General features: G+C 70.7%; 15 protein-coding genes. 5 read left to right on the top strand and 10 right to left on the bottom strand.

The genetic code is table 11. The features are described 5' to 3' along the window. Positions 1-69 precede the first annotated feature (69 nt). From gltX to ACMV_RS14890, 4 genes are all read left to right on the top strand, one after another. Positions 70-1,404 (top strand): glutamate--tRNA ligase, encoded by a 1,335-nt coding sequence (gene gltX / locus ACMV_RS14910; RefSeq protein WP_013640949.1) that lies wholly within the window; start codon positions 70-72, stop codon positions 1,402-1,404. A gap of 930 nt (positions 1,405-2,334) precedes the next feature. Next, complete coding sequence (locus ACMV_RS14900; RefSeq protein ID WP_154653548.1) at positions 2,335-2,796, top strand: putative adhesin; 462 nt, start codon at positions 2,335-2,337, stop codon at positions 2,794-2,796. Continuing rightward, the gene (locus ACMV_RS14895; RefSeq protein WP_007421341.1) at positions 2,777-3,793 is read left to right on the top strand and encodes an IS1595-like element ISAcr1 family transposase; all 1,017 of its coding nucleotides are present in this window, start codon (positions 2,777-2,779) and stop codon (positions 3,791-3,793) included. Before ACMV_RS14900 ends, ACMV_RS14895 begins: the two co-directional genes overlap by 20 nt. Positions 3,794-3,815: 22 nt before the next feature. Beyond that, on the top strand, positions 3,816-4,073 hold the full coding sequence (locus ACMV_RS14890; protein ID WP_013640946.1) for a hypothetical protein: 258 nt from the start codon (positions 3,816-3,818) through the stop codon (positions 4,071-4,073). Here ACMV_RS14890 and ACMV_RS14885 read toward each other — a convergent pair. The 3 genes from ACMV_RS14885 to ACMV_RS14875 form a co-directional block, all read right to left on the bottom strand. Then, complete coding sequence (locus ACMV_RS14885; protein ID WP_013640945.1) at positions 4,068-4,388, bottom strand: YdhR family protein; 321 nt, start codon at positions 4,386-4,388, stop codon at positions 4,068-4,070. The genes ACMV_RS14890 and ACMV_RS14885 overlap by 6 nt on opposite strands. A 26-nt stretch (positions 4,389-4,414) precedes the next feature. Then, positions 4,415-5,068 (bottom strand): MarC family protein, encoded by a 654-nt coding sequence (locus tag ACMV_RS14880; RefSeq protein ID WP_013640944.1) that lies wholly within the window; start codon positions 5,066-5,068, stop codon positions 4,415-4,417. 115 nt (positions 5,069-5,183) lie between these two features. Continuing rightward, on the bottom strand, positions 5,184-6,854 hold the full coding sequence (locus ACMV_RS14875) for a flavin monoamine oxidase family protein (RefSeq protein ID WP_013640943.1): 1,671 nt from the start codon (positions 6,852-6,854) through the stop codon (positions 5,184-5,186). A 163-nt stretch (positions 6,855-7,017) separates the two neighbouring features. Here ACMV_RS14875 and pyc point away from each other — a divergent pair, with 163 nt between their 5' ends. Then, entirely contained in the window at positions 7,018-10,461 is a 3,444-nt protein-coding gene (pyc, locus tag ACMV_RS14870) for a pyruvate carboxylase (RefSeq protein WP_013640942.1), read from the top strand. A gap of 5 nt (positions 10,462-10,466) precedes the next feature. Here pyc and ACMV_RS14865 read toward each other — a convergent pair whose 3' ends face one another. The 7 genes from ACMV_RS14865 to ACMV_RS14835 form a co-directional block, all read right to left on the bottom strand. After that, the gene (locus tag ACMV_RS14865) at positions 10,467-11,666 is read right to left on the bottom strand and encodes a glycosyltransferase (protein WP_012040220.1); all 1,200 of its coding nucleotides are present in this window, start codon (positions 11,664-11,666) and stop codon (positions 10,467-10,469) included. Positions 11,667-11,716: 50 nt separating this feature from the next. After that, complete coding sequence (gene grxD / locus ACMV_RS14860) at positions 11,717-12,064, bottom strand: Grx4 family monothiol glutaredoxin (RefSeq protein WP_007423627.1); 348 nt, start codon at positions 12,062-12,064, stop codon at positions 11,717-11,719. A 33-nt stretch (positions 12,065-12,097) separates the two neighbouring features. Next, positions 12,098-12,331 (bottom strand): BolA family protein, encoded by a 234-nt coding sequence (locus tag ACMV_RS14855; protein WP_007423628.1) that lies wholly within the window; start codon positions 12,329-12,331, stop codon positions 12,098-12,100. An 18-nt stretch (positions 12,332-12,349) separates the two neighbouring features. Further along, complete coding sequence (purL, locus tag ACMV_RS14850; protein WP_013640941.1) at positions 12,350-14,533, bottom strand: phosphoribosylformylglycinamidine synthase subunit PurL; 2,184 nt, start codon at positions 14,531-14,533, stop codon at positions 12,350-12,352. Continuing rightward, positions 14,530-15,225, bottom strand: a complete 696-nt coding sequence (gene purQ, locus ACMV_RS14845; protein WP_007423630.1) for a phosphoribosylformylglycinamidine synthase subunit PurQ — start codon at positions 15,223-15,225, stop codon at positions 14,530-14,532. Before purQ ends, purL begins: the two co-directional genes overlap by 4 nt. 67 nt (positions 15,226-15,292) lie before the next feature. Continuing rightward, positions 15,293-16,171: a 4-(cytidine 5'-diphospho)-2-C-methyl-D-erythritol kinase gene (locus ACMV_RS14840; RefSeq protein ID WP_013640940.1), complete on the bottom strand. Its 879-nt coding sequence runs from the start codon at positions 16,169-16,171 to the stop codon at positions 15,293-15,295. Between the two features lie 10 nt (positions 16,172-16,181). Beyond that, the gene (locus tag ACMV_RS14835) at positions 16,182-17,855 is read right to left on the bottom strand and encodes a tetratricopeptide repeat protein (RefSeq protein ID WP_013640939.1); all 1,674 of its coding nucleotides are present in this window, start codon (positions 17,853-17,855) and stop codon (positions 16,182-16,184) included. Positions 17,856-17,924: the final 69 nt, after the last annotated feature.

Here is a 17,924-nt window from a genome sequence, read left to right as displayed (position 1 = left end):
GCGGTTATGCCATGAAAATGCGCGCGAGGCCTCTCGCCCGGCGCAATCATGCCATGCTAGCGGAGGGACATGGTCAAGTTCCGTTTCGCACCCTCCCCCACCGGTCATCTGCACGCGGGCAATGCGAGGCTCGCGGTGGTCAACGCCCTCGCCGCGCGGGCGATGGGCGGGACGCTGCTGCTGCGCATCGACGATACCGACCGCGAGCGGTCGAAGCCGGAATACGAGGCGGGGATCGAGCAGGACCTGCGCTGGCTCGGCATCGGCTGGGACGAGATGGCGCGGCAGTCCGACCGGATGGACCGCTACGCGGCGGCGGCGGAGCGGCTGAAGGCGGCGGGGCTGCTCTATCCGTGTTTCGAGTCGGAGGAGGAGCTCGCGGCGAAGCGGGCGCTGCGGGCGAAGCGGCATCTGCCGCCGGTGTATGACCGGGCGATGCTGAGCCTGACGGCCGAGCAGCGCGCGGCGGCGGAGGCGGGCGGCAAGCGGCCCTATTTCCGGTTCAAGCTGTCGGACGGGGCGGTGGCGTGGAACGACCTGGTGCTGGGCCGGCGGGAGGTGGTGCTCGGCACCGTGTCCGACCCGGTGCTGATCCGCGCCGACGGTACGCCGCTCTATACGTTCACCTCGGTGGTGGACGATCTGGAGCTGGGGGTGACGCATGTGATCCGCGGCGAGGATCATGTGACCAACACGGCGGTGCAGATCGACCTGATGCGCGCGCTGGAGCCGCGGCGGGCGGTGCCGGCGTTCGGGCATCTACCGCTGATTTCGGACGTGACGGGCGAAAAACTGTCGAAGCGGGCGGGGAGCGTTTCGGTGCGGCAGTTCCGGCGCGACGGGATCGAGGCGATGGCGCTGGTCTCTTACCTGGCGAGGCTGGGCAGCCGGCGCGACCCGGAGCCGCTGACGCTGGAGGAGCTGGCGGGGACGTTCGACCTTGGCGATTTCTCGCGCGGGGCGCCGCGCTTCGATCCGAAGCAGTTGCTGGCGCTGAACCGGCGGGTGCTGCATGGGCTGCCTTTCGAGGCGGTGGCCGAGCGCCTGCCCGAGGGGTGCGGAGCAGAATTCTGGATGGCGGTGCGGGGGAACCTGGACCTGCTGTCGGAGGCGCGGCTGTGGCGGGAGGTGGTGAGCGGCGAGATCGAGACGCCGTCGCTGCCGGAGGCGGCTTCGCTGCTGCGCGCCGCGTTGGAGGCGTTGCCGCCGGAGCCGTGGGACGAGACGACCTGGAAGGGATGGACCGGGGCGGTGGCGGCGGCGAGCGGGGCGCGGGGCAAGGCGCTGTATCTGCCGTTGCGGCTGGCGCTGACCGGGGAGAGCCACGGGCCGGAACTGGCGGCGCTGCTGCCGCTGATCGGCCGGGCGCGGGCGGCGGCGCGACTGGAACGCGCCGCGGGGTAATCGGCGCGCGCGGATGCGTCCGGCGGCGGGGCCGTCGGGCGGGCGGAAAACGGATGGCTTGCCCGGTCAGGCGGGCGCGGGCGGGGCGCGCGGGCGGCGGAGCGGATACGTGCCGGGCCGGGCGGTGCGGCCGGGTCGGCGGGTCGGCGGCGACCGGGGCGCCGGGTGCGCGGGGGCGGCGGGCGCGAGATTGCGGTGCGGGGAGCAAAATCCCGAGGGTGCGGCAGAGCGGGCGGAGGATGCGGCCGAGCCGGGGTTCGGCGGCGATGAGGGCGCGGGTTTCGGGTTCGGCGAGGAAGGCGCGGAGTTGCGAGGCGGCGGCGGTGGCTTCGGGCACCGGGGCGAGCAGCCAGCCCCGGCGGCGCGGCAGGTCCGGCGCGCTGCGGGCGCGGGCCGGGCGCGGGGTGTGCGGGCGCGGGCGCGGCGGCGGGGCGCCGGCGGCGAGGCGGGCGAAGCGGGCGACGGCGCGTTGCAGGCGGGACCAGAGCAGGACGGTCAGGGCGTGCGGGTCGGCGAAGGCCGAGCCGCGACGCGACGTTTCGCGCACGAACGCCCCGTTAGCGCCGCGCCTCGCGACTGCGGCGCAGAGGCCTTGGATGATCGCGGCGAAGCGGGCGGCCAGGTTCATGCGGCGCAGAAGACCATGGAGGGGCGGGGGTGGGCAATCGTTTTTTCTCCGCATCGGTTGTGTGACGCGGGACACTTGTCGGCACTGCGGGTCAAGGTAAAAATCATATGTGCGATGAACCCGTTTCGCTGTCGCTACCATCGGCCGCTCGGCGCGAACGAGTGCTCCGGCCGTCACCACCCGGCTTTTGGTTTCGCGAATAGCCTAGATAAAGGCGTCAGATTTTCAATATTCGTTCAATTTCTGCCGGCTTGACCGGAAGGGAGTTTCAGATCGTGGGCATTTTTGATTCGAAGACGAAGATGACCAAAGTCACCGAGCGGGGAGGGCTCGACATCTACGAACTCGGCGATCAGCTATATTATTTCAAGCCCAAGATCGGGACGAATACGTGCATCATCACCGCCCATGGCGGACATACGGTGCTGACGAAGACCAACATTTTCACCGTACCCAGCAATACGGTGCTGCGGTTTTACTCCGAAGATACATATTCGGTTGTCGACCCCGGATTCAGCAGCTTCTACCACAGCGTCGGCGCCGTGAAAGAACTCGTTAGCGAGGGCGAATCATGTTTCGACTACATCCTGACCAAATATCAGGGCAAGGGCAACAACGAGATGGGGGAGACATATGACTCCATCGCCCAAACCATCAATCAAAATTTTAAAGACTATAATTTTTTGGACGATCGAATCTTGCCTATCCGGTTGACTCCCATACCTACTAGATCTAGTGTTGGGCATGGATGTCCTGGCCCGTGAAGACCTGCCGTTCCCGCAGTCTCTGCCGGAATTCCAGCGTATTTTCCCGAACGACGCGGCCTGTGCCGCCTATCTCGAAAGCGCCCGCTGGAATGGAGGGTTCGCCTGCCCAAGGTGCGGCGTCGTTGGCGAGCCGTTCCGTTTCGAGGCGCGCCCGGGCGTTCTGCGCTGCCGGGCCTGTCGCAAAGACGTAAGCCTGATGGCTGGGACCGTTATGGAACGCAGTCACACGCCGCTGTCGACTTGGTTCTGGGCGGCTTACTTGATCGCCAGCCAGACGCCCGGAATGTCGGCCGTCCAATTTCAGCGGCAACTCGGCCTGTCGCGCTACGAGACCGCCTTCGGCATCCTTCATAAGCTGCGCGCCGGGATGGTGCGCCCCGAGCGCGACAAGATTGGCGACACGCCGCAAGAACACGTCGAAGTGGATGAAACGTGGGTTGGAGGACGAACCCGAGGCGATGGACGGGGTGTCCATCACAAGGTTCTCGTCGCCTGTGCCGTGGAGGTGCGCCACCGGAAACCGGGAACCAAGCTCGACAATCGGAAAGACGGTCGCTACGCGGGACGCGTTCGTCTCGCTGTTGTCCCCGACCGTAGCGCCAATTCGCTCTGCGGATTCGTCGAAAACGCCGTTGCTCCCGGATCGCTGATCGTTACCGACGACTGGAGCGGCTATGCCGGTCTCGGAAGGCGCGGGTTCGACCACCATGCAATCGCCGAATGCGGCGACCCGGAGGTGGCAGAAGAATTCCTGCCGATCGTCCACTTGGTCTTTACCAACCTGAAGACCTGGATCAACGGCATCCATCACGGGGTCAGCGCCAAACATCTACAAGCCTACCTCAATGAATTCACGTTTCGGTTCAACCGGCGCCTCTATCCCTTCAACGCGTTCCGCTCGCTGCTCGGAATCGCGGGTAGGGCAGCCGCACCAACCTTTGACGAGCTTTATTCCGGGGAATGGACACACCCTACATTTAGTGGGTGTGGGTAACAACCGGATAGGCAAGGATCGAATGAAGGTGGCGGACAAATCTTCTTCCGCATATGCCAAAATGCATAAGAGCAAATACAGCCACAAGTTTTCGTCCGTCCTGACCGTCAGAAACCGCATGTTCAAGTCGGACATGACACTGTCGACCGCGCTCGCCGAGGTGAAGAAGATCGATCCCGAAATCCTCGTGTTCGACTGCCTTTTCTGTCGTTCGACAATGTTCGGCGGCAAACAGCACGTGAACCTGGTTAGCAACACGGCCAAGTCACAAAATCTATGACGGCTCCGCCCTCGGCGCCCCGGCGCTCTGCGCCTGCACGAGGTTGACCAGATCGAAAATTTCCCGGCGGATCTCCGTCGCCGCGTAGGCGGCGGGGATCGAGGTGGCGAGGGGGCTGGCGCGGTAGGCTTCGAGGGCGGCGCGGGTTTCGAAGATGTAGATGCCGCAGATGTCGCCGCTGAGCGGGTCGAGGCCGAAGGATTTCTGGACGAGGCCGGGCACGGCGGCGAAGTCCGCGGCGCGGGCGTTCATGCGGCGGACGAGTTCGTCGGCCGGCAGGGGCGAGGAAATCCGGACGGAGAGGATGGCGCGCATGGGGCTCCTGTGCGGTTCGCGGGGCCTCAGGTGAGGCCGGGGAGCAGGATCTTCAGGCCGGCGGTGACCATGCCGACGGCGATGGCGGCGAGGATCATGCCCATCAGGCGGGTCATGACCACGCGCATCCGGGCGGAGAGCAGCCGGCCGATCGAGGCGGCGAAGTAGAGGACGACGATCAGCACCGCGAGCAGCAGCGCGGTGATCAGCCCGAGGGCGACGTATTCCGGCACACCGCGGGCCTGCCCGGCATAGATGATCAGGGTGGCGATGGTGCCGGGGCCGACCACGAGGGGGAAGGTCATCGGGTAGAAGGCGATGCCGCCCTCGGCGTCGTCCGCCGCATCGGCGGCGGAGTCGGCGGATTTCTCGTGGTCGCCGCGCTCGTGCGCGGTGATCGGGTGGCCGTTCAGCATCGAGAAGGCGATGCCGAGCAGGACCAGGCCGCCGGCGACGCGGAAGGCGTCGATCGAAATGCCGAAGAAGCCGATGATCGCGTTGCCGGCGACGGCGATGACGATGCACATCACCGTGCTGTAGGTGCCGACCTGCAGGGCGATCGACCGCTGTTCGGCGACGGTGCGGTCCGCCGTCATCGACAGGAAGATCGGCAGGGTGACGAAGGGGTTCATGATGGCGAAGAACGCCCCCAGGAACCGCGCGGCGAAGGCCAGATCCATGTTTTTGCTCCGTTCTCCGTGGCGCGCCGGCCCCTGATGCCGGGCGCGGAGCGTCACGTAGGGGCGGCGGGAGCTTATGTCAGCGGCGGATGACGGGATGGTGAGCGGGGCGGCGTCATTCGGGGAGCTCGACGGGGGCGAGGGCGGCGAAGGATTCGGCGGGGCCGGGATTCGCCGCCGGTGCGGCGCCGCCGAGATGACGGACGATGCCGCCGACGGCGTTGAGCGCGGTCTGCACCGCCCCCTCGGCCCAGGCCGGGGTGAAGGAGATTTCGTCGCCGGCGAGGAAGAGGCCGCGCTGCTCGGGCGGCAGGTCGTCCTGCATGAAGTGGCAGTACATGCGGCGGTTGTAGCGGTAATGGCCGGGGAGCGCGCCCTTGAAGGCGCCGAGGAAGCCGGGGTCGGCCTCCCATGAGATGGTGACGGGATCGCCGATGATGCGGGCGGGCAGGTCGACATCCGGGTAGATGGCGGAGAGGGCGCGGAGCATGAGGGCGACGCGGCGCTCCGGCGGCAGGGGAAGGACCTTCAGCGCATCGCTCATCCAGGAATAGGAGAGGCAGATGACGGCCGGGCGGTCCGGCCCGTTGTCGAACAGGTAGGTGCCGCGGGTCAGACGGTCCGACAGGGTGCAGGACATGCGATAGCGGTTGGTGACGGGGTCGCGGTCGCGCCAGAAGGGGCGGTCGACCATCACGAAGGTTTTCGAGGACTGCATGTAGCGGGTGCGGTCGAGCGCCATCCACAGTTTCTGGGAGAACAGGCGCTCGTCGGTCTCGATCGCGGTGGTGAGCAGCCAGGTCTGGCAGGTGGAGAGGACGGCGGCGTAGCGGCGCTCGTGGCCCCAGCGGTCGGTGACGGCGATGGCGCCGTCGGGCGCGCGGGCGAGGCGGGCGACGCCGGGGCGCGGCGCGCCGTTGTGCAGCGCCGACAGCGTGGTGCCGGCGGGCCAGTGGACGAGGCGCGACGGCGCGTGGGCCCAGAGGCGGCGGGGCAGCTGCTCGACACCGCCGATGACGAGGCGCTGGTCGTCCTCGAGCTCGGTGAGGACGACGCGGAGGATTTCGAGCATGGAATTCGGGAAGTCGGAATCCCAGCCGCCGGTGCCGAAGCCGACCTGGCCGAAGACCTCGCGGTGGTGGAAGGACAGGCGGGCGAAGGCGGGGCTGGAGGCGACGAAATCGTAGAAGGTGCGTTCGTCCCAGGCGGCGACGATGGGGTTCCACAGCGATTTCAGGGCGGCGACGTCGCGCGCGCGGAGGGCCGCCTGCAGGGCGGCGAAGCCGGATTGCTGCTCCAAAGCCTCGGCCCAGGCGGATTGCACCTCGGCGAAGAAGGGCGGCAGCGGGCCGGTGCCCTCGATATAGGTCGTGGTGCCCTCGAGGTCGATCACGGTGCTCGGCGAGGCCGGCGAGAGCGGGTTCGGGAAGGGCGCGGTGTCGAGCCCGACGAGGTCGAGATAGTGGTAGAAGCCGCGCGACGAGGTGGGGAAGCGCATGCCGCCGAGTTCGGCGATGACATCCTCGGCGCCGGCGAAACGCTCGGAGCGGAGGCGGCCGCCGAGACGGCCCTGCTCGTAGAGGACGGGGCGGAGGCCGAGCTTCATCAGCTCGTAGGCGGCGACGATGCCGGCGATGCCGGCGCCGATGATCGCGACCTCGGCGCCGTGCGCGGCTTCGGGCAGCGCGCCGAGGCCGGCGGGGTGGGACAGCCAGTCGTCATAGGCGAAAGGGAAATCGGGGCCGAAACAGGTAACGGCGGGTGCGGTCGTGCGCGGCTGGCTCATGGACTCCTCTTCCCTCGCGGTGATCGGGCCGGTTGTCGCGCAGAACGGGCGCGGGGTGAAGCGGGGGGCGATTTTTGCCGCAGCGCACAAAAAGCCTTGCCCTCGCGGCGAGGTGACCATAGGGTCCGGGGGTCAAAAAAAGTTACAAAGGGGGTACAGGGCGGTGCAGACATTCAGGCGGCTGCTGGTGGCGAACCGGTCGGAGATCGCGATCCGGGTGTTCCGGGCGGCGACCGAGCTCGGGATTACCACGATCGGCATCTATGCCGAGCAGGACAAGCTCTCGCTGCACCGCTTCAAGGCGGACGAGGCCTATCTGATCGGCGAGGGGATGGGGCCGATCGAGGCGTATCTGTCGATCGAGGAGGTGCTGCGCGTCGCCGAGGAGGCGAAGGCGGACGCGATCCATCCGGGCTACGGGTTCCTGTCGGAAAATCCGGAGTTCGCCGAGGCCTGCGCGGCGCGGGGGATCGCGTTCATCGGGCCGGCGCCGCGGACGATGCGCACGCTGGGCAACAAGGTGGCGGCCAGGCAGCTCGCGGAGAGCGTCGGCGTGCCGGTGATGCCGGCCTCGGCGCCGCTGCCGCGGGATGCGGCGGAGATCGGGCGGATCGCCGCGGAGATCGGCTATCCGGTGATGCTCAAGGCCTCCTGGGGCGGCGGCGGGCGCGGGATGCGGCCGATCGAGGGCGCGGAGGGGCTGGCCGAGCAGGTGGAGACGGCGCGGCGCGAGGCGCTGGCGGCGTTCGGCAATGACGAGGTGTATTTCGAGAAGCTGGTGCGGCGGGCGCGGCATGTCGAGGTGCAGATCCTCGGCGATTCGCACGGCAATCTCGTGCACCTGTTCGAGCGGGACTGCACGATCCAGCGGCGGCACCAGAAGGTGATCGAGCGGGCGCCGGCGCCGTATCTCGACGCCGCGACGCGCGAGGGGCTGTGCGCGGCGGCGCTGGCGATCGGCCGGGCGACCGATTACCGCAACGCCGGGACGGTGGAGTTCCTGCTCGACCGCGAGACCGGGCGGTTCTATTTCATCGAGGTCAATCCGCGCATCCAGGTGGAGCACACGGTGACCGAGGTGGTGACCGGGCTCGATATCGTGAAGGCGCAGATCCGCATCGCCGAGGGCGGGCGGATCGGGCGGCCGGACGAGACCGGGATTCCGGCGCAGGAGGCCATCGTGCTCGACGGGCACGCGCTGCAATGCCGGATCACCACGGAAAACCCGGAGAACAATTTCATTCCGGATTACGGACGGATTTCCGCCTATCGCGGGGCGTTCGGATTCGGCATCCGCCTCGATGGCGGGACGGCCTATTCGGGCGCGGTGGTGACACGCTTCTACGACGCGCTGCTGGAGAAGGTGACGGCCTGGGCGCCGACGCCGGAGGAGGCGATCGCGCGGATGGTGCGGGCGATCCGCGAGTATCGCATCCGCGGGGTGAGCACCAACCTGCCCTTCCTGGAGGCGCTGCTGACGCATCCCGCGTTCCGCGCCGGGGATTACACCACGCGGTTCATCGACACCACGCCGGAGCTGTTCGCCCTGCCCCGCCGGCGCGACCGGGCGACGCGGCTGCTGCGCTACATCGCCGACGTGACGGTGAACGGGCACCCGGAGACGCGGGGGCGGCGGCGGCCGGCGGCGAGCGCGCGGCGGCCGGAGGTGCCGCGGCTGGCGGCGGCGCCAATCGAGGGGACGAAGCAGGTGCTGGAGCGGCTCGGCCCCGAGGGGTTCGCGCAATGGATGCGCGAGCAGACCCGGGTGCTGGTGACCGACACGACGATGCGCGACGCCCACCAGTCGCTGCTGGCGACGCGGATGCGCAGTTACGACATCGTCGCCGCCTCGCCCGCCTATGCCGCCGGGCTGCCGGGGCTGTTCTCGCTGGAATGCTGGGGCGGGGCGACGTTCGACGTCGCCATGCGGTTCCTGACCGAGAGCCCGTGGGAGCGGCTGCGCGAGATCCGCGAAGCGGTGCCGAACATCCTGTTGCAGATGCTGCTGCGCGGGGCGAACGGGGTGGGCTACACCAACTATCCCGACAACGTGGTGCGGCATTTCGTGCGGCGCGCGGCGGCGGGCGGGATCGACCTGTTCCGGATCTTCGACTGCCTGAACTGGGTGGAGAACATGCGCGTCGCCATCGATGCGGTGCGCGAGAGCGGGCGGCTCGCCGAGGGGGCGATCTGCTATACCGGCGACATTCTCGACCCGGAGCGGGCGAAATATTCGCTGAACTACTATGTGGGGCTGGCGAAGGAGCTGGAGGCGGCGGGCTGCCACATCCTCGCGATCAAGGACATGGCGGGGGTGCTGAAACCCTCGGCGGCGGGCGTGCTGGTGCGGGCGCTGAAGGAGGCGGTGGGGCTGCCGATCCATCTGCATACGCATGACACGTCGGGGATTTCGGCGGCGACGGTGCTGGCCGCGGTGGAGGCCGGGGTGGACGCGGTGGACGCGGCGATGGACCCGATGTCCGGCCTGACCTCGCAGCCCTGCCTCGGCTCGCTGGTGGAGGCGTGGCGGCATACCGGGCGCGACGCCGGGCTCGACCCGGTGGCGATCCGCCAGCTCTCGTTCTACTGGGAGGCGGTGCGGGCGCAGTATGCCGCGTTCGAGAGCGACCTGCAGTCCGGCGCGTCGGAAGTGTATCTGCACGAGATGCCGGGCGGGCAGTTCACCAACCTGCGCGAGCAGGCGGCCTCGATGGGGCTGGCCGAGCGCTGGCACGAGATCGCCCGCGCCTATCGCGACGTGAACATGATGTTCGGCGACATCGTGAAGGTGACGCCGTCGTCGAAGGTGGTGGGCGACATGGCGCTGATGATGGTCAGCCAGGGGCTGTCGGTGGGCGACGTGCTCGACCCGACGCGGGAGATCGCGTTTCCGGCCTCGACCATCGAGATGCTGCGCGGCGATCTCGGCCAGCCGCCGGGCGGATGGCCGGAGGCGTTGCAGGCGAAGGCGCTGCGCGACGAGGCGGCCTATACCGTCCGCCCCGGCTCGCTGCTGCCGCCGGCCGATCTCGACGCGATGCGCGCCGAGGCGGAGAAGCGCTGCGGCGCCAAGATCGACGAGGACGAACTCGCCGCCTATGCGATGTATCCCGACGTGTATGCCGCCTATCGCAAGGCGCGGGGGCATTACGGGCCGGTGGCGGTGCTGCCGACGCCGGTGTTCTTCTACGGGATGGAGCCGGGCGAGGACATCGCCGTGGATATCGAGCCGGGCAAGCGGCTGGTGATCCGGCTGCAGACGCTGACCGAGACCGACGATGACGGCGATGTGCGGGTGTTCTTCGAGCTGAACGGCCAGCCGCGCATGGTCAAGGTGCCGAACCGGGCGGCGACGCCGACCCGCGCGCACCGGCGCAAGGCGCAGGACCAGGCCGAGGGCGAGATCGGCGCGCCGATGCCCGGCGTGATCGCCAGCGTGCTGGTGGCGGAGGGCCAGGCGGTGACGCAGGGCGAGGCGCTGGTCGCGATCGAGGCGATGAAGATGCAGACGCGGATTTCCGCACCGCGCGACGGGCGGGTGAAGGCGCTGCACGTCAAGCCGGGCGACGCGGTGGACGCGAAGGACCTGCTGGTCGAGATCGGGTAGTTCCCTCAGACGGTCAGCAGCGCGTCCAGCGGCGCGAAGACGGTGGCCGGGGCGTAGTGGCGGCTTATGTAGCCGAGCGCGTCGGCATCCTCGCCGCCCTGGGCGAGGGCGGCGAGGATGGTGGCGCCGAAATTCGCCGCCGTGTCGGCCACGTGAACCGGCAGCACGTCATCCGGCGCGAGGCCGGCGCGGGCCTCCTGGGTGGCGACCGTCCAGAGTCCGTGGCGGGCATAGTCGAGCAGCTTGACCTTGAGACCGGAGCCGGTGCGCAGCGGGGCGATGGCGAGGGCGGCCTCGTGCAGCACCGGCGCGAGGTCGGGCACGCGGCCGAGGCGGCGGATGCCGGCCGGCAGGCGGCCGAGGGCGGCGCCGCAATCGCCCGCGAGATCGAGACGCAGGCGCGGCCGCGCGCCGCGCAGCCCGGGCCAGACATCGCGCAGGAACCAGCGCAGCCCGTCGAGATTCGGCAGGTTGTCGGAGCCGACGAAGACCAGCCGGTCGGGCGCGCGGGCGATGCCGGGCGGGCGGGGCTGCGGGGTTGCCGGCATCGGCACGGTGAGGACGCGGCGCGAGGGGCACATGCGGCGGAGCAGGGCGGCTTCCTCGGGCTGGATCGCGACCAGGGTGCCGGCGCGGGCGAGCAGCGCGGCCTCGTCGTCGCGGCCGAGTTCGGCGGGGGCGACGCGGTAGCCGGCGAGGCGAAGCGCGGCGTGGCGGCGGTGGAACAGGTCGTGCGTCAGCAGCACCGAGGGGATGCCGGCGAGGGCCGGTTCGTCGAGCAGGCGGGCGCGGAAGATGGTGTCGATCAGGATCGCGTCGGGCCTGGCGGCGGCGAGGCGCGCGGCGATCCAGCCGGCTTCCGCCGGGGTGATGGCGGCACCGAGCACGACATCGTTGGCGCGGCGGCGCGGGACGGCGGCGGGGGCGAGGCGGCGCATCAGGGCGGCGGCGGCGGCGCGCGGCTCGGCGGCGAGGAGGGTGCGGCCGAGGCGCACGAGGCGCGGGCCGGACACGGCGCCGGCGCCGGGCGGCAGGCGCATCACCGGCCAGGGCAGGCGCGGCCGGGTGAGATAGAGATCGACCGTGTGCCCGGCCTCGCGCAGATGGGCGATCAGCGCGTGATTGTAGGCGAGATGGCCGGCGGCACCCGCGCGCGGCCACTCGTCGGTGACGAAGCCGAAGCGGCGGCGGCCTTCACGCGGCATGGCCGCAACCTCCCGGTCGGCGCGGGAGAGTCACGCCCCGCCGCAAGCGGTCAGGCGCCGGTCCTGGCGATCCCGTTCTGGTCGAACAGCGTCTGCAGCTCGCCGGACTGGAACATCTCGGTCACGATGTCGCAGCCGCCGACGAACTCGCCCTTGACGTAGAGCTGCGGGATCGTCGGCCAGTTGGAGAACTGCTTGATGCCGTCGCGCAGCTCGGGGTCCTCGAGCACGTTCGCGGTCTTGAAGGGCACGCCCATGTGGGTGAGGATCTGCACCACGCGGGCGGAGAAGCCGCATTGCGGGAACATCGCCGTGCCCTTCATGAAGAGCATGACGGGGTTTTCCTCGACGGCGGTCTTGATGCTGGCGAAGGCCGGATTTTCGGTGGCCTGGCTCATGGGATGTCTCCTGGGGAAAAAGGGCGCCGGGCGTTACTCGGGCGCCGAGGTCTGCAGCGCGAGGGCGTGCAGCACGCCGCCCATCCGCCCTTGCAGGGCGGCATAGACGAGCTGGTGCTGGCGCACCCGCGAGAGGCCGCGGAACTGCTCGCTGACGACGGTGGCGGCATAGTGCTCGCCATCGCCGGCGAGGTCTTCCACGGTAATCCGCGCGTCCGGCAGGGCGGACTTGATCATGTCCTCGATTTCGGCGGCCGACATGGCCATGGGGAGTGTCCTCGTCGTTCAGGCGAACCAGCGCGCGAAGAAGGCTTCGTGCGCGGCACGGATTTCCGACAGTGATATGGCGATGCCGTCCGGGCCTGTCAAATGATCGCCACCGCTGCGGCCGAGGGGGCGGGCGGGGATGCCGGCGGCGGCGGCGGCGGCGATCAGGGCGGCGCCATCCGCCGTCGCCGCGACGTAGCGGGCCTGGTCCTCGCCGAACCAGAACGCGTGCGGGGCGATGCCCGCGGGGATCGCGGCCAGGGCGATGCCGGTGTCGCCGGCGAGGGCCATTTCGGCGAGGGCGACGAGCAGGCCGCCATCCGACACGTCGTGGCAGGCGGCGATGGCGCCGGCGCGGATTCTGCCCCGGATGAAATCGCCGTTGCGCTTCTCGGCCGCGAGGTCGAGCGCGGGCGGCGCGCCATCCTCGCGGCCAAGGATTTCGCGGAGGAAGAGCGAGGCGCCGAGTTCGCCGCTCGTCTCGCCGATCAGCACGAGGTCGAGGCCGGGGGCGAGGGCGATGCCGGTGGCGGCGGCGCCGTCGTCGATCACGCCGAGGCCGCCGATCGCCGGGGTGGGCAGGATCGCGGTGCCCTCGGTCTCGTTGTAGAGGGAGACGTTGCCGGAGACGATCGGGTAGTCGAGCGCGCGGCAGGCTTCGCCCATGCCGCGGATGGCGGCGACGATCTGCCCCATGATCGCGGGCTTTTCCGGGTTGCCGAAATTCAGGTTGTCGGTCACCGCGAGGGGGGTGGCGCCGGTCGCGGTGATGTTGCGCCAGGATTCGACGACGGCCTGGGCGCCGCCGGTCTCGGGGTCGGCGGCGCAGTAGCGCGGCGTGCAGTCGGTGGTCAGCGCCAGGGCGCGGCGGCTGCCCTCGATGCGGACGATGGCGGCGTCGGCCTGGCCGGGGCGGCGCAGCGTCTGCCCGCCGACGGTGCCGTCATACTGGTTCCAGATCCAGGCGCGGGAGGCGAGGTCGGGGCAGCCGATCAGGGCGAGCAGGGCGGCGCCCGGCGGGAGCGGGCTGTCGACCGGGCCGAGCGGGGCGGGTTTCGCGGGTTCCACCCAGGGGCGCTCGTAGAGCGGCGCCTGGTCGGCCAGCGGGGCGAGCTCGATATCGGCCTCGACCCGGCCCTGGTGCTTCACCACGATGCGGCCGGTGTCGGTGATGCGGCCGATGACGGCGAAGTCGAGCTCCCATTTCTCGAAGATGGCGCGGGCCATGGCCTCGCGGCCGGGCTTGAGGACGATGAGCATGCGCTCCTGGCTTTCGGAGAGCATCATCTCGTAGGCGGACATGCCGGCCTCGCGCTGGGGGACGGAATCGAGGTCGAGCTCGATGCCGACGCCGCCCTTCCCCGCCATCTCGACCGAGGAGGAGGTGAGGCCGGCGGCGCCCATGTCCTGGATCGCGACGATGGCGTCGGTCGCCATCAGTTCGAGGCAGGCCTCGATCAGCAGCTTCTCGATGAAGGGATCGCCGACCTGCACGGTGGGGCGCTTTTCCTCGGCGTCGGCGCCGAATTCGGCGGAGGCCATGGTGGCGCCGTGGATGCCGTCGCGCCCCGTCTTCGAGCCGACATAGACGACCGGGTTGCCGATGCCGGCGGCCGCCGAGAGGAAGATGCGGTCCTGCGCCGCGATGCCGACGGTCATCGCGTTGACCAGCGGATTGCCGTTGTAGGAGGGGTGGAAATTGGTCTCGCCGCCGACGGTGGGCACGCCGACGCAATTGCCGTAGCCGCCGATGCCGCGGACCACGCCATCGACCACCCGCTTCGTCACCGGCAGCGACGGATCGCCGAAGCGCAGCGCGTTGAGGTTGGCGACGGGGCGCGCACCCATGGTGAAGACGTCGCGCAGGATGCCGCCGACGCCGGTCGCCGCCCCCTGGTAGGGTTCGATGAAGCTCGGGTGGTTGTGGCTCTCCATCTTGAAGATCGCCGCCCTGCCCTCGCCGATATCGACCACGCCGGCATTCTCGCCGGGGCCGTGGATGACCCAGGGGGCGGTGGTCGGCAGCGTTTTCAGCCAGATGCGGGAGGATTTGTAGGAGCAGTGCTCGGACCACATGACCGAGAAGATGCCGAGCTCGGTGAGCGTCGGCACCCGACCCATGATGGCGAGGACGCGGTCGTATTCCTCGGCGGCCAGACCGAAGGAGCGGGCCAGCGCGGCGTCGATCACGGTGGGGTTCATGCCGCCCTCCCGATGGCGTTGAGACTGTCGAACAGGGGTTTGCCGTCGGTGCCGCCGGTGGCCGGGTCGACCAGGTTTTCCGGGTGCGGCATCAGGCCGAGAATGCGCAGGCCGGGCGCGTAGATGCCGGCGATGTTGCGGGCGGAGCCGTTGAGATTGGCGGCCTCGGTCGCCGCACCGGTCGCATCGACATAGCGGAAGGCGACCAGCCCCTCGCCTTCCAGGCGGTCGAGCGTTTCGGGATCGGCGATGTAGTTGCCGTCGCCATGCGCCATCGGGGCGCGGAAGACGGCGCCTTTTTCGTATCGGCCGGCGAAGACGGTGTCGTTGCGCTCGACGCGGAGGCGGCAGTCCATCGAGAGGAAGCGCAGCCCGGCATTGCGCAGCAGCGCGCCGGGGAGGAGCTGCGCCTCGGTGAGGATCTGGAAGCCGTTGCAGACGCCGAGCACGTAGCCGCCGCGCTTCGCGTGCTCGACCACCGCGCGCATCACCGGGGACTGCGCCGCCATCGCGCCGCAGCGCAGGTAGTCGCCATAGGAGAAGCCGCCGGGGATCACCACGAGGTCGAGCCCGGCGAGGTCGGTCTCGCGGTGCCAGACGAGGCGCGGCCTGGCGCCGAGGCTCGCCTCCAGGGCGATGGCGATGTCGCGTTCGCGGTTGATGCCGGGGAAGAGGATGATGCCTGCGCGCATGGTTCGTGCTCCGTCTTGCCGCGTCTTGCCCGTCCCCGCCGGGGGATGCAACCGGGGCGGCGCGGGTTCAGCCCTGCGCCGGCGCCATCTGCCCGGCCCCGCCCCAGCACCACCAGCCGTCGCGGGCGAGGCCGGCGGCGGCGCGGCGGGCGGCCTCGGCATCGGGGAACAGGCCGAAACAGGTGGCCCCCGAGCCGCTCATCCGCGCCAGCAGGCAGGAGTCGGCGGCCGCGATCGCGGCGAGGACATCGGCGATGACGGGGGCGAGGGCGATGGCGGGGGTTTGCAGATCGTTGCCGAGGCGGGCGAGGTCGGCGGCCATGCGCCCGGCGGTGGGCCAGGCCGGGGGCAGGTCGGCTTGCGGGGAAAATTCGCCGGCGCGGGCGCGGAAGATCGCCGGGGTGGAGACCGCGACGCCGGGATTGACCAGCACGAGGCCGAATTCCGGCAGGTCGGGCGCGGGGGCGAGGATTTCGCCGATGCCGGACATCCGCACCGGGCGGCGGGCGAGGCAGACCGGGACGTCGGCGCCGAGGGCGAGGGCGAGATCGGGCGGGATGGGAAGGTTCCAGCGCGCCGCGAGCAGGCGCAGCGCCGCCGCGGCATCCGCCGAGCCGCCGCCGATGCCGGAGGCGACGGGCAGGGTCTTGACGAGGCGGAAGGCGGCCTCCGGCGCGCGGCCGGCATGGGCGGCGAAGCGGGCGGCGGCGCGGAGGACGAGATTGTCCCCCTCGCCCGACAGCGCCGGCGCAAAAGGGCCGTCGACGGCGAGGGACAGGCCGGCGGCGGGGGCGAGCGACAGCGTGTCGCCCACGGGCGGGAAGACCACCAGGCTGTCGAGCAGGTGGTAGCCATCGGCGCGGCGGCCGGTGACGTGCAGATGGAGGTTCACCTTCGCGCAGGCGAAGCCGGGCGCGCAGGCGAAGCCGGGGGAAGCGTCGGTCATGTCCGGTCTCTCAGCGGGCGGCGGCGGCCTTCAGCCGTGCCTCGATCCGCGCGCGCTGCTTCGCGTCGGGGTGCAGGGAGAGCGCGCGCTCCCACTGGTGCTCGGCGGCGAGGCGGTGGCCGGCGGCGGCGAAGATGTCGGCGAGGTGGGCGTTCACCTCGGCATCGTCCGGGGCGAGATGGACGGCGTGGATCTGCGTCTTCATCGCCTCGGCGATCTTGCCCTCGCGCAGGAGGACGTAGCCGAGACTGTCGACGATGGCGCCCTCGTTGGGATCGACGGTGAGGGCCTGGCGGAGCATCCGCTCGGCCTCGGCGAGGTGCTCGCCGCGCAGCGCCCAGGAATAGGCGAGGTAGTTGAGCACGTAGGGCTGGCCGGGCGCGAGGGCGAGCGCCTCGCGCAGGTCGGACTGGGCGGCCTTCCACTGCTTCGCGTGGTCCTCGGCGATGGCGCGGGCGTAGAACAGCGCCCAGGCCGAGGCGGGCAGCGGCATGCCGGCGCGGCCAATCGCCGCGGTGGAGAGGCGGATGGCGGCCGCGTTGTCGCCGGCGGCGCGCTCGATGTCGGCGGCGAGGGCGAGCGGCTCGGTGGCGCGCGGATGCGCCTTCGCCAGGGCGGCGAGCGCGGGCAGCAGCGACTTGCCCTTGCCGAGGCCGATCAGGATGCCGGTGCGTTGCAGCAGCGCGGGGGCGTAGAGCGGATCGTCCGGCGCGATGCCGGCGAGCAGGGCGGCGGCCGCCTCGGGGCGCTTGTCCTGCATCGCATCGGTCGCGGCAAGCATGCGGGCGGCGGTGAGGTCGGGCCGCAGATCGAGCGCGAAGCGGAGCAGGATGCGGCGCAGCAGCGGGTCCTGCCGGCCGCCGACGGTGCCGGCGAGGGTGAGATAGGCCTCGGCGATGCCCTGGCGGGGGGTGTCGACGACCGGGCGGCGGGCGGCGCGTTCGAGCGCCGGCAGGGCGATGCGCAGCTCGGGGTGGGAGGCGACCAGTTGCAGCAGCAGGGCGCGGGCGTGGCCGGGATGGCCGGCGCGGTCGGCGAAGCTGGCCAGGGCGAGGGCGAGACGCAGGTTGGGCTGGCCGATGCCGAGCGTGGCGAGGGCGTAGAAGCGGGCGGCCTGGGCCTCGCGCCCGGCCATGTCGGCGATCAGCGCGGCGTTGAGCCGGTAGATCGGCGCGAAGGGGCCGGGGTGCGCGGCGGCGCGGTCGAGCCGGCCGATCGCGGCGCCGTATTCGGCGTCGCCGGCCTCGCACCAGGCGAGCAGGACCGGGCGGATCAGGCCGGTGAGCCCCTCGGCCGGCAGCGCGGCGAAACGGGTGGCGGCCTGCTTCCAGTCCCCCGCCTTCGCCGCCGCGTCGCCCAGCGTCATGACGGCGAGCGGATCGCCGGGCAGGCGGGCGGCGAGGCGCGCGGCGTCGGCCTTGCCGGCGAGCAGGGCGCTGAGGAAGCTCTGGCCGGCGAGGCGGGCATTGTCAGGGTCGGCGGCGAGGGCGGCGGCGAAGTAATGCGCGGCGGCCGCGTTGTCGCCGGTCTGGGCGGCATAGGCGCCGGCCATGGCGGCGCCATAGGGCGCGGAGACCGGCGGCAGCGCGGCGGCGGCCGGCGCGGCGGCGGCGAGGCACAGGGCGAGCGCGCCGAGGGCGCGGCGCGGCGCGCGGCGGAGGGCCGCGATGGGAAGCCTTCTCATGCGGCCTTCCTACTCCCGATCCGGCGCGCGGTCACGCCCGCCGGGCGGCCGGCTTGTCGTCGGGGATGG

The organism is Acidiphilium multivorum AIU301 (assembly GCF_000202835.1).
In the GTDB taxonomy this organism is placed as follows: domain Bacteria; phylum Pseudomonadota; class Alphaproteobacteria; order Acetobacterales; family Acetobacteraceae; genus Acidiphilium; species Acidiphilium multivorum.
This window is presented reverse-complemented; position numbering and strand designations above follow the sequence as displayed.

Bases quoted from the DNA above. Each gene is read 5' to 3' on its own strand.
- ACMV_RS14840 (WP_013640940.1), bottom strand. From the start codon at position 16,171: ATGACCGACGCTTCCCCCGGCTTCGCCTGCGCGCCCGGCTTCGCCTGC.
- ACMV_RS14855 (WP_007423628.1), bottom strand. From the start codon at position 12,331: ATGGCCATGTCGGCCGCCGAAATCGAGGACATGATCAAGTCCGCCCTG.
- ACMV_RS14900 (WP_154653548.1), top strand. From the start codon at position 2,335: ATGACCAAAGTCACCGAGCGGGGAGGGCTCGACATCTACGAACTCGGC.
- grxD (WP_007423627.1), bottom strand. From the start codon at position 12,064: ATGAGCCAGGCCACCGAAAATCCGGCCTTCGCCAGCATCAAGACCGCC.
- ACMV_RS14875 (WP_013640943.1), bottom strand. From the start codon at position 6,854: ATGAGCCAGCCGCGCACGACCGCACCCGCCGTTACCTGTTTCGGCCCC.
- ACMV_RS14895 (WP_007421341.1), top strand. From the start codon at position 2,777: ATGGATGTCCTGGCCCGTGAAGACCTGCCGTTCCCGCAGTCTCTGCCG.
- ACMV_RS14880 (WP_013640944.1), bottom strand. From the start codon at position 5,068: ATGGATCTGGCCTTCGCCGCGCGGTTCCTGGGGGCGTTCTTCGCCATC.
- ACMV_RS14865 (WP_012040220.1), bottom strand. From the start codon at position 11,666: ATGCCGCGTGAAGGCCGCCGCCGCTTCGGCTTCGTCACCGACGAGTGG.
- ACMV_RS14885 (WP_013640945.1), bottom strand. From the start codon at position 4,388: ATGCGCGCCATCCTCTCCGTCCGGATTTCCTCGCCCCTGCCGGCCGAC.
- gltX (WP_013640949.1), top strand. From the start codon at position 70: ATGGTCAAGTTCCGTTTCGCACCCTCCCCCACCGGTCATCTGCACGCG.
- purL (WP_013640941.1), bottom strand. From the start codon at position 14,533: ATGAACCCCACCGTGATCGACGCCGCGCTGGCCCGCTCCTTCGGTCTG.
- purQ (WP_007423630.1), bottom strand. From the start codon at position 15,225: ATGCGCGCAGGCATCATCCTCTTCCCCGGCATCAACCGCGAACGCGAC.
- ACMV_RS14890 (WP_013640946.1), top strand. From the start codon at position 3,816: ATGAAGGTGGCGGACAAATCTTCTTCCGCATATGCCAAAATGCATAAG.
- ACMV_RS14835 (WP_013640939.1), bottom strand. From the start codon at position 17,855: ATGAGAAGGCTTCCCATCGCGGCCCTCCGCCGCGCGCCGCGCCGCGCC.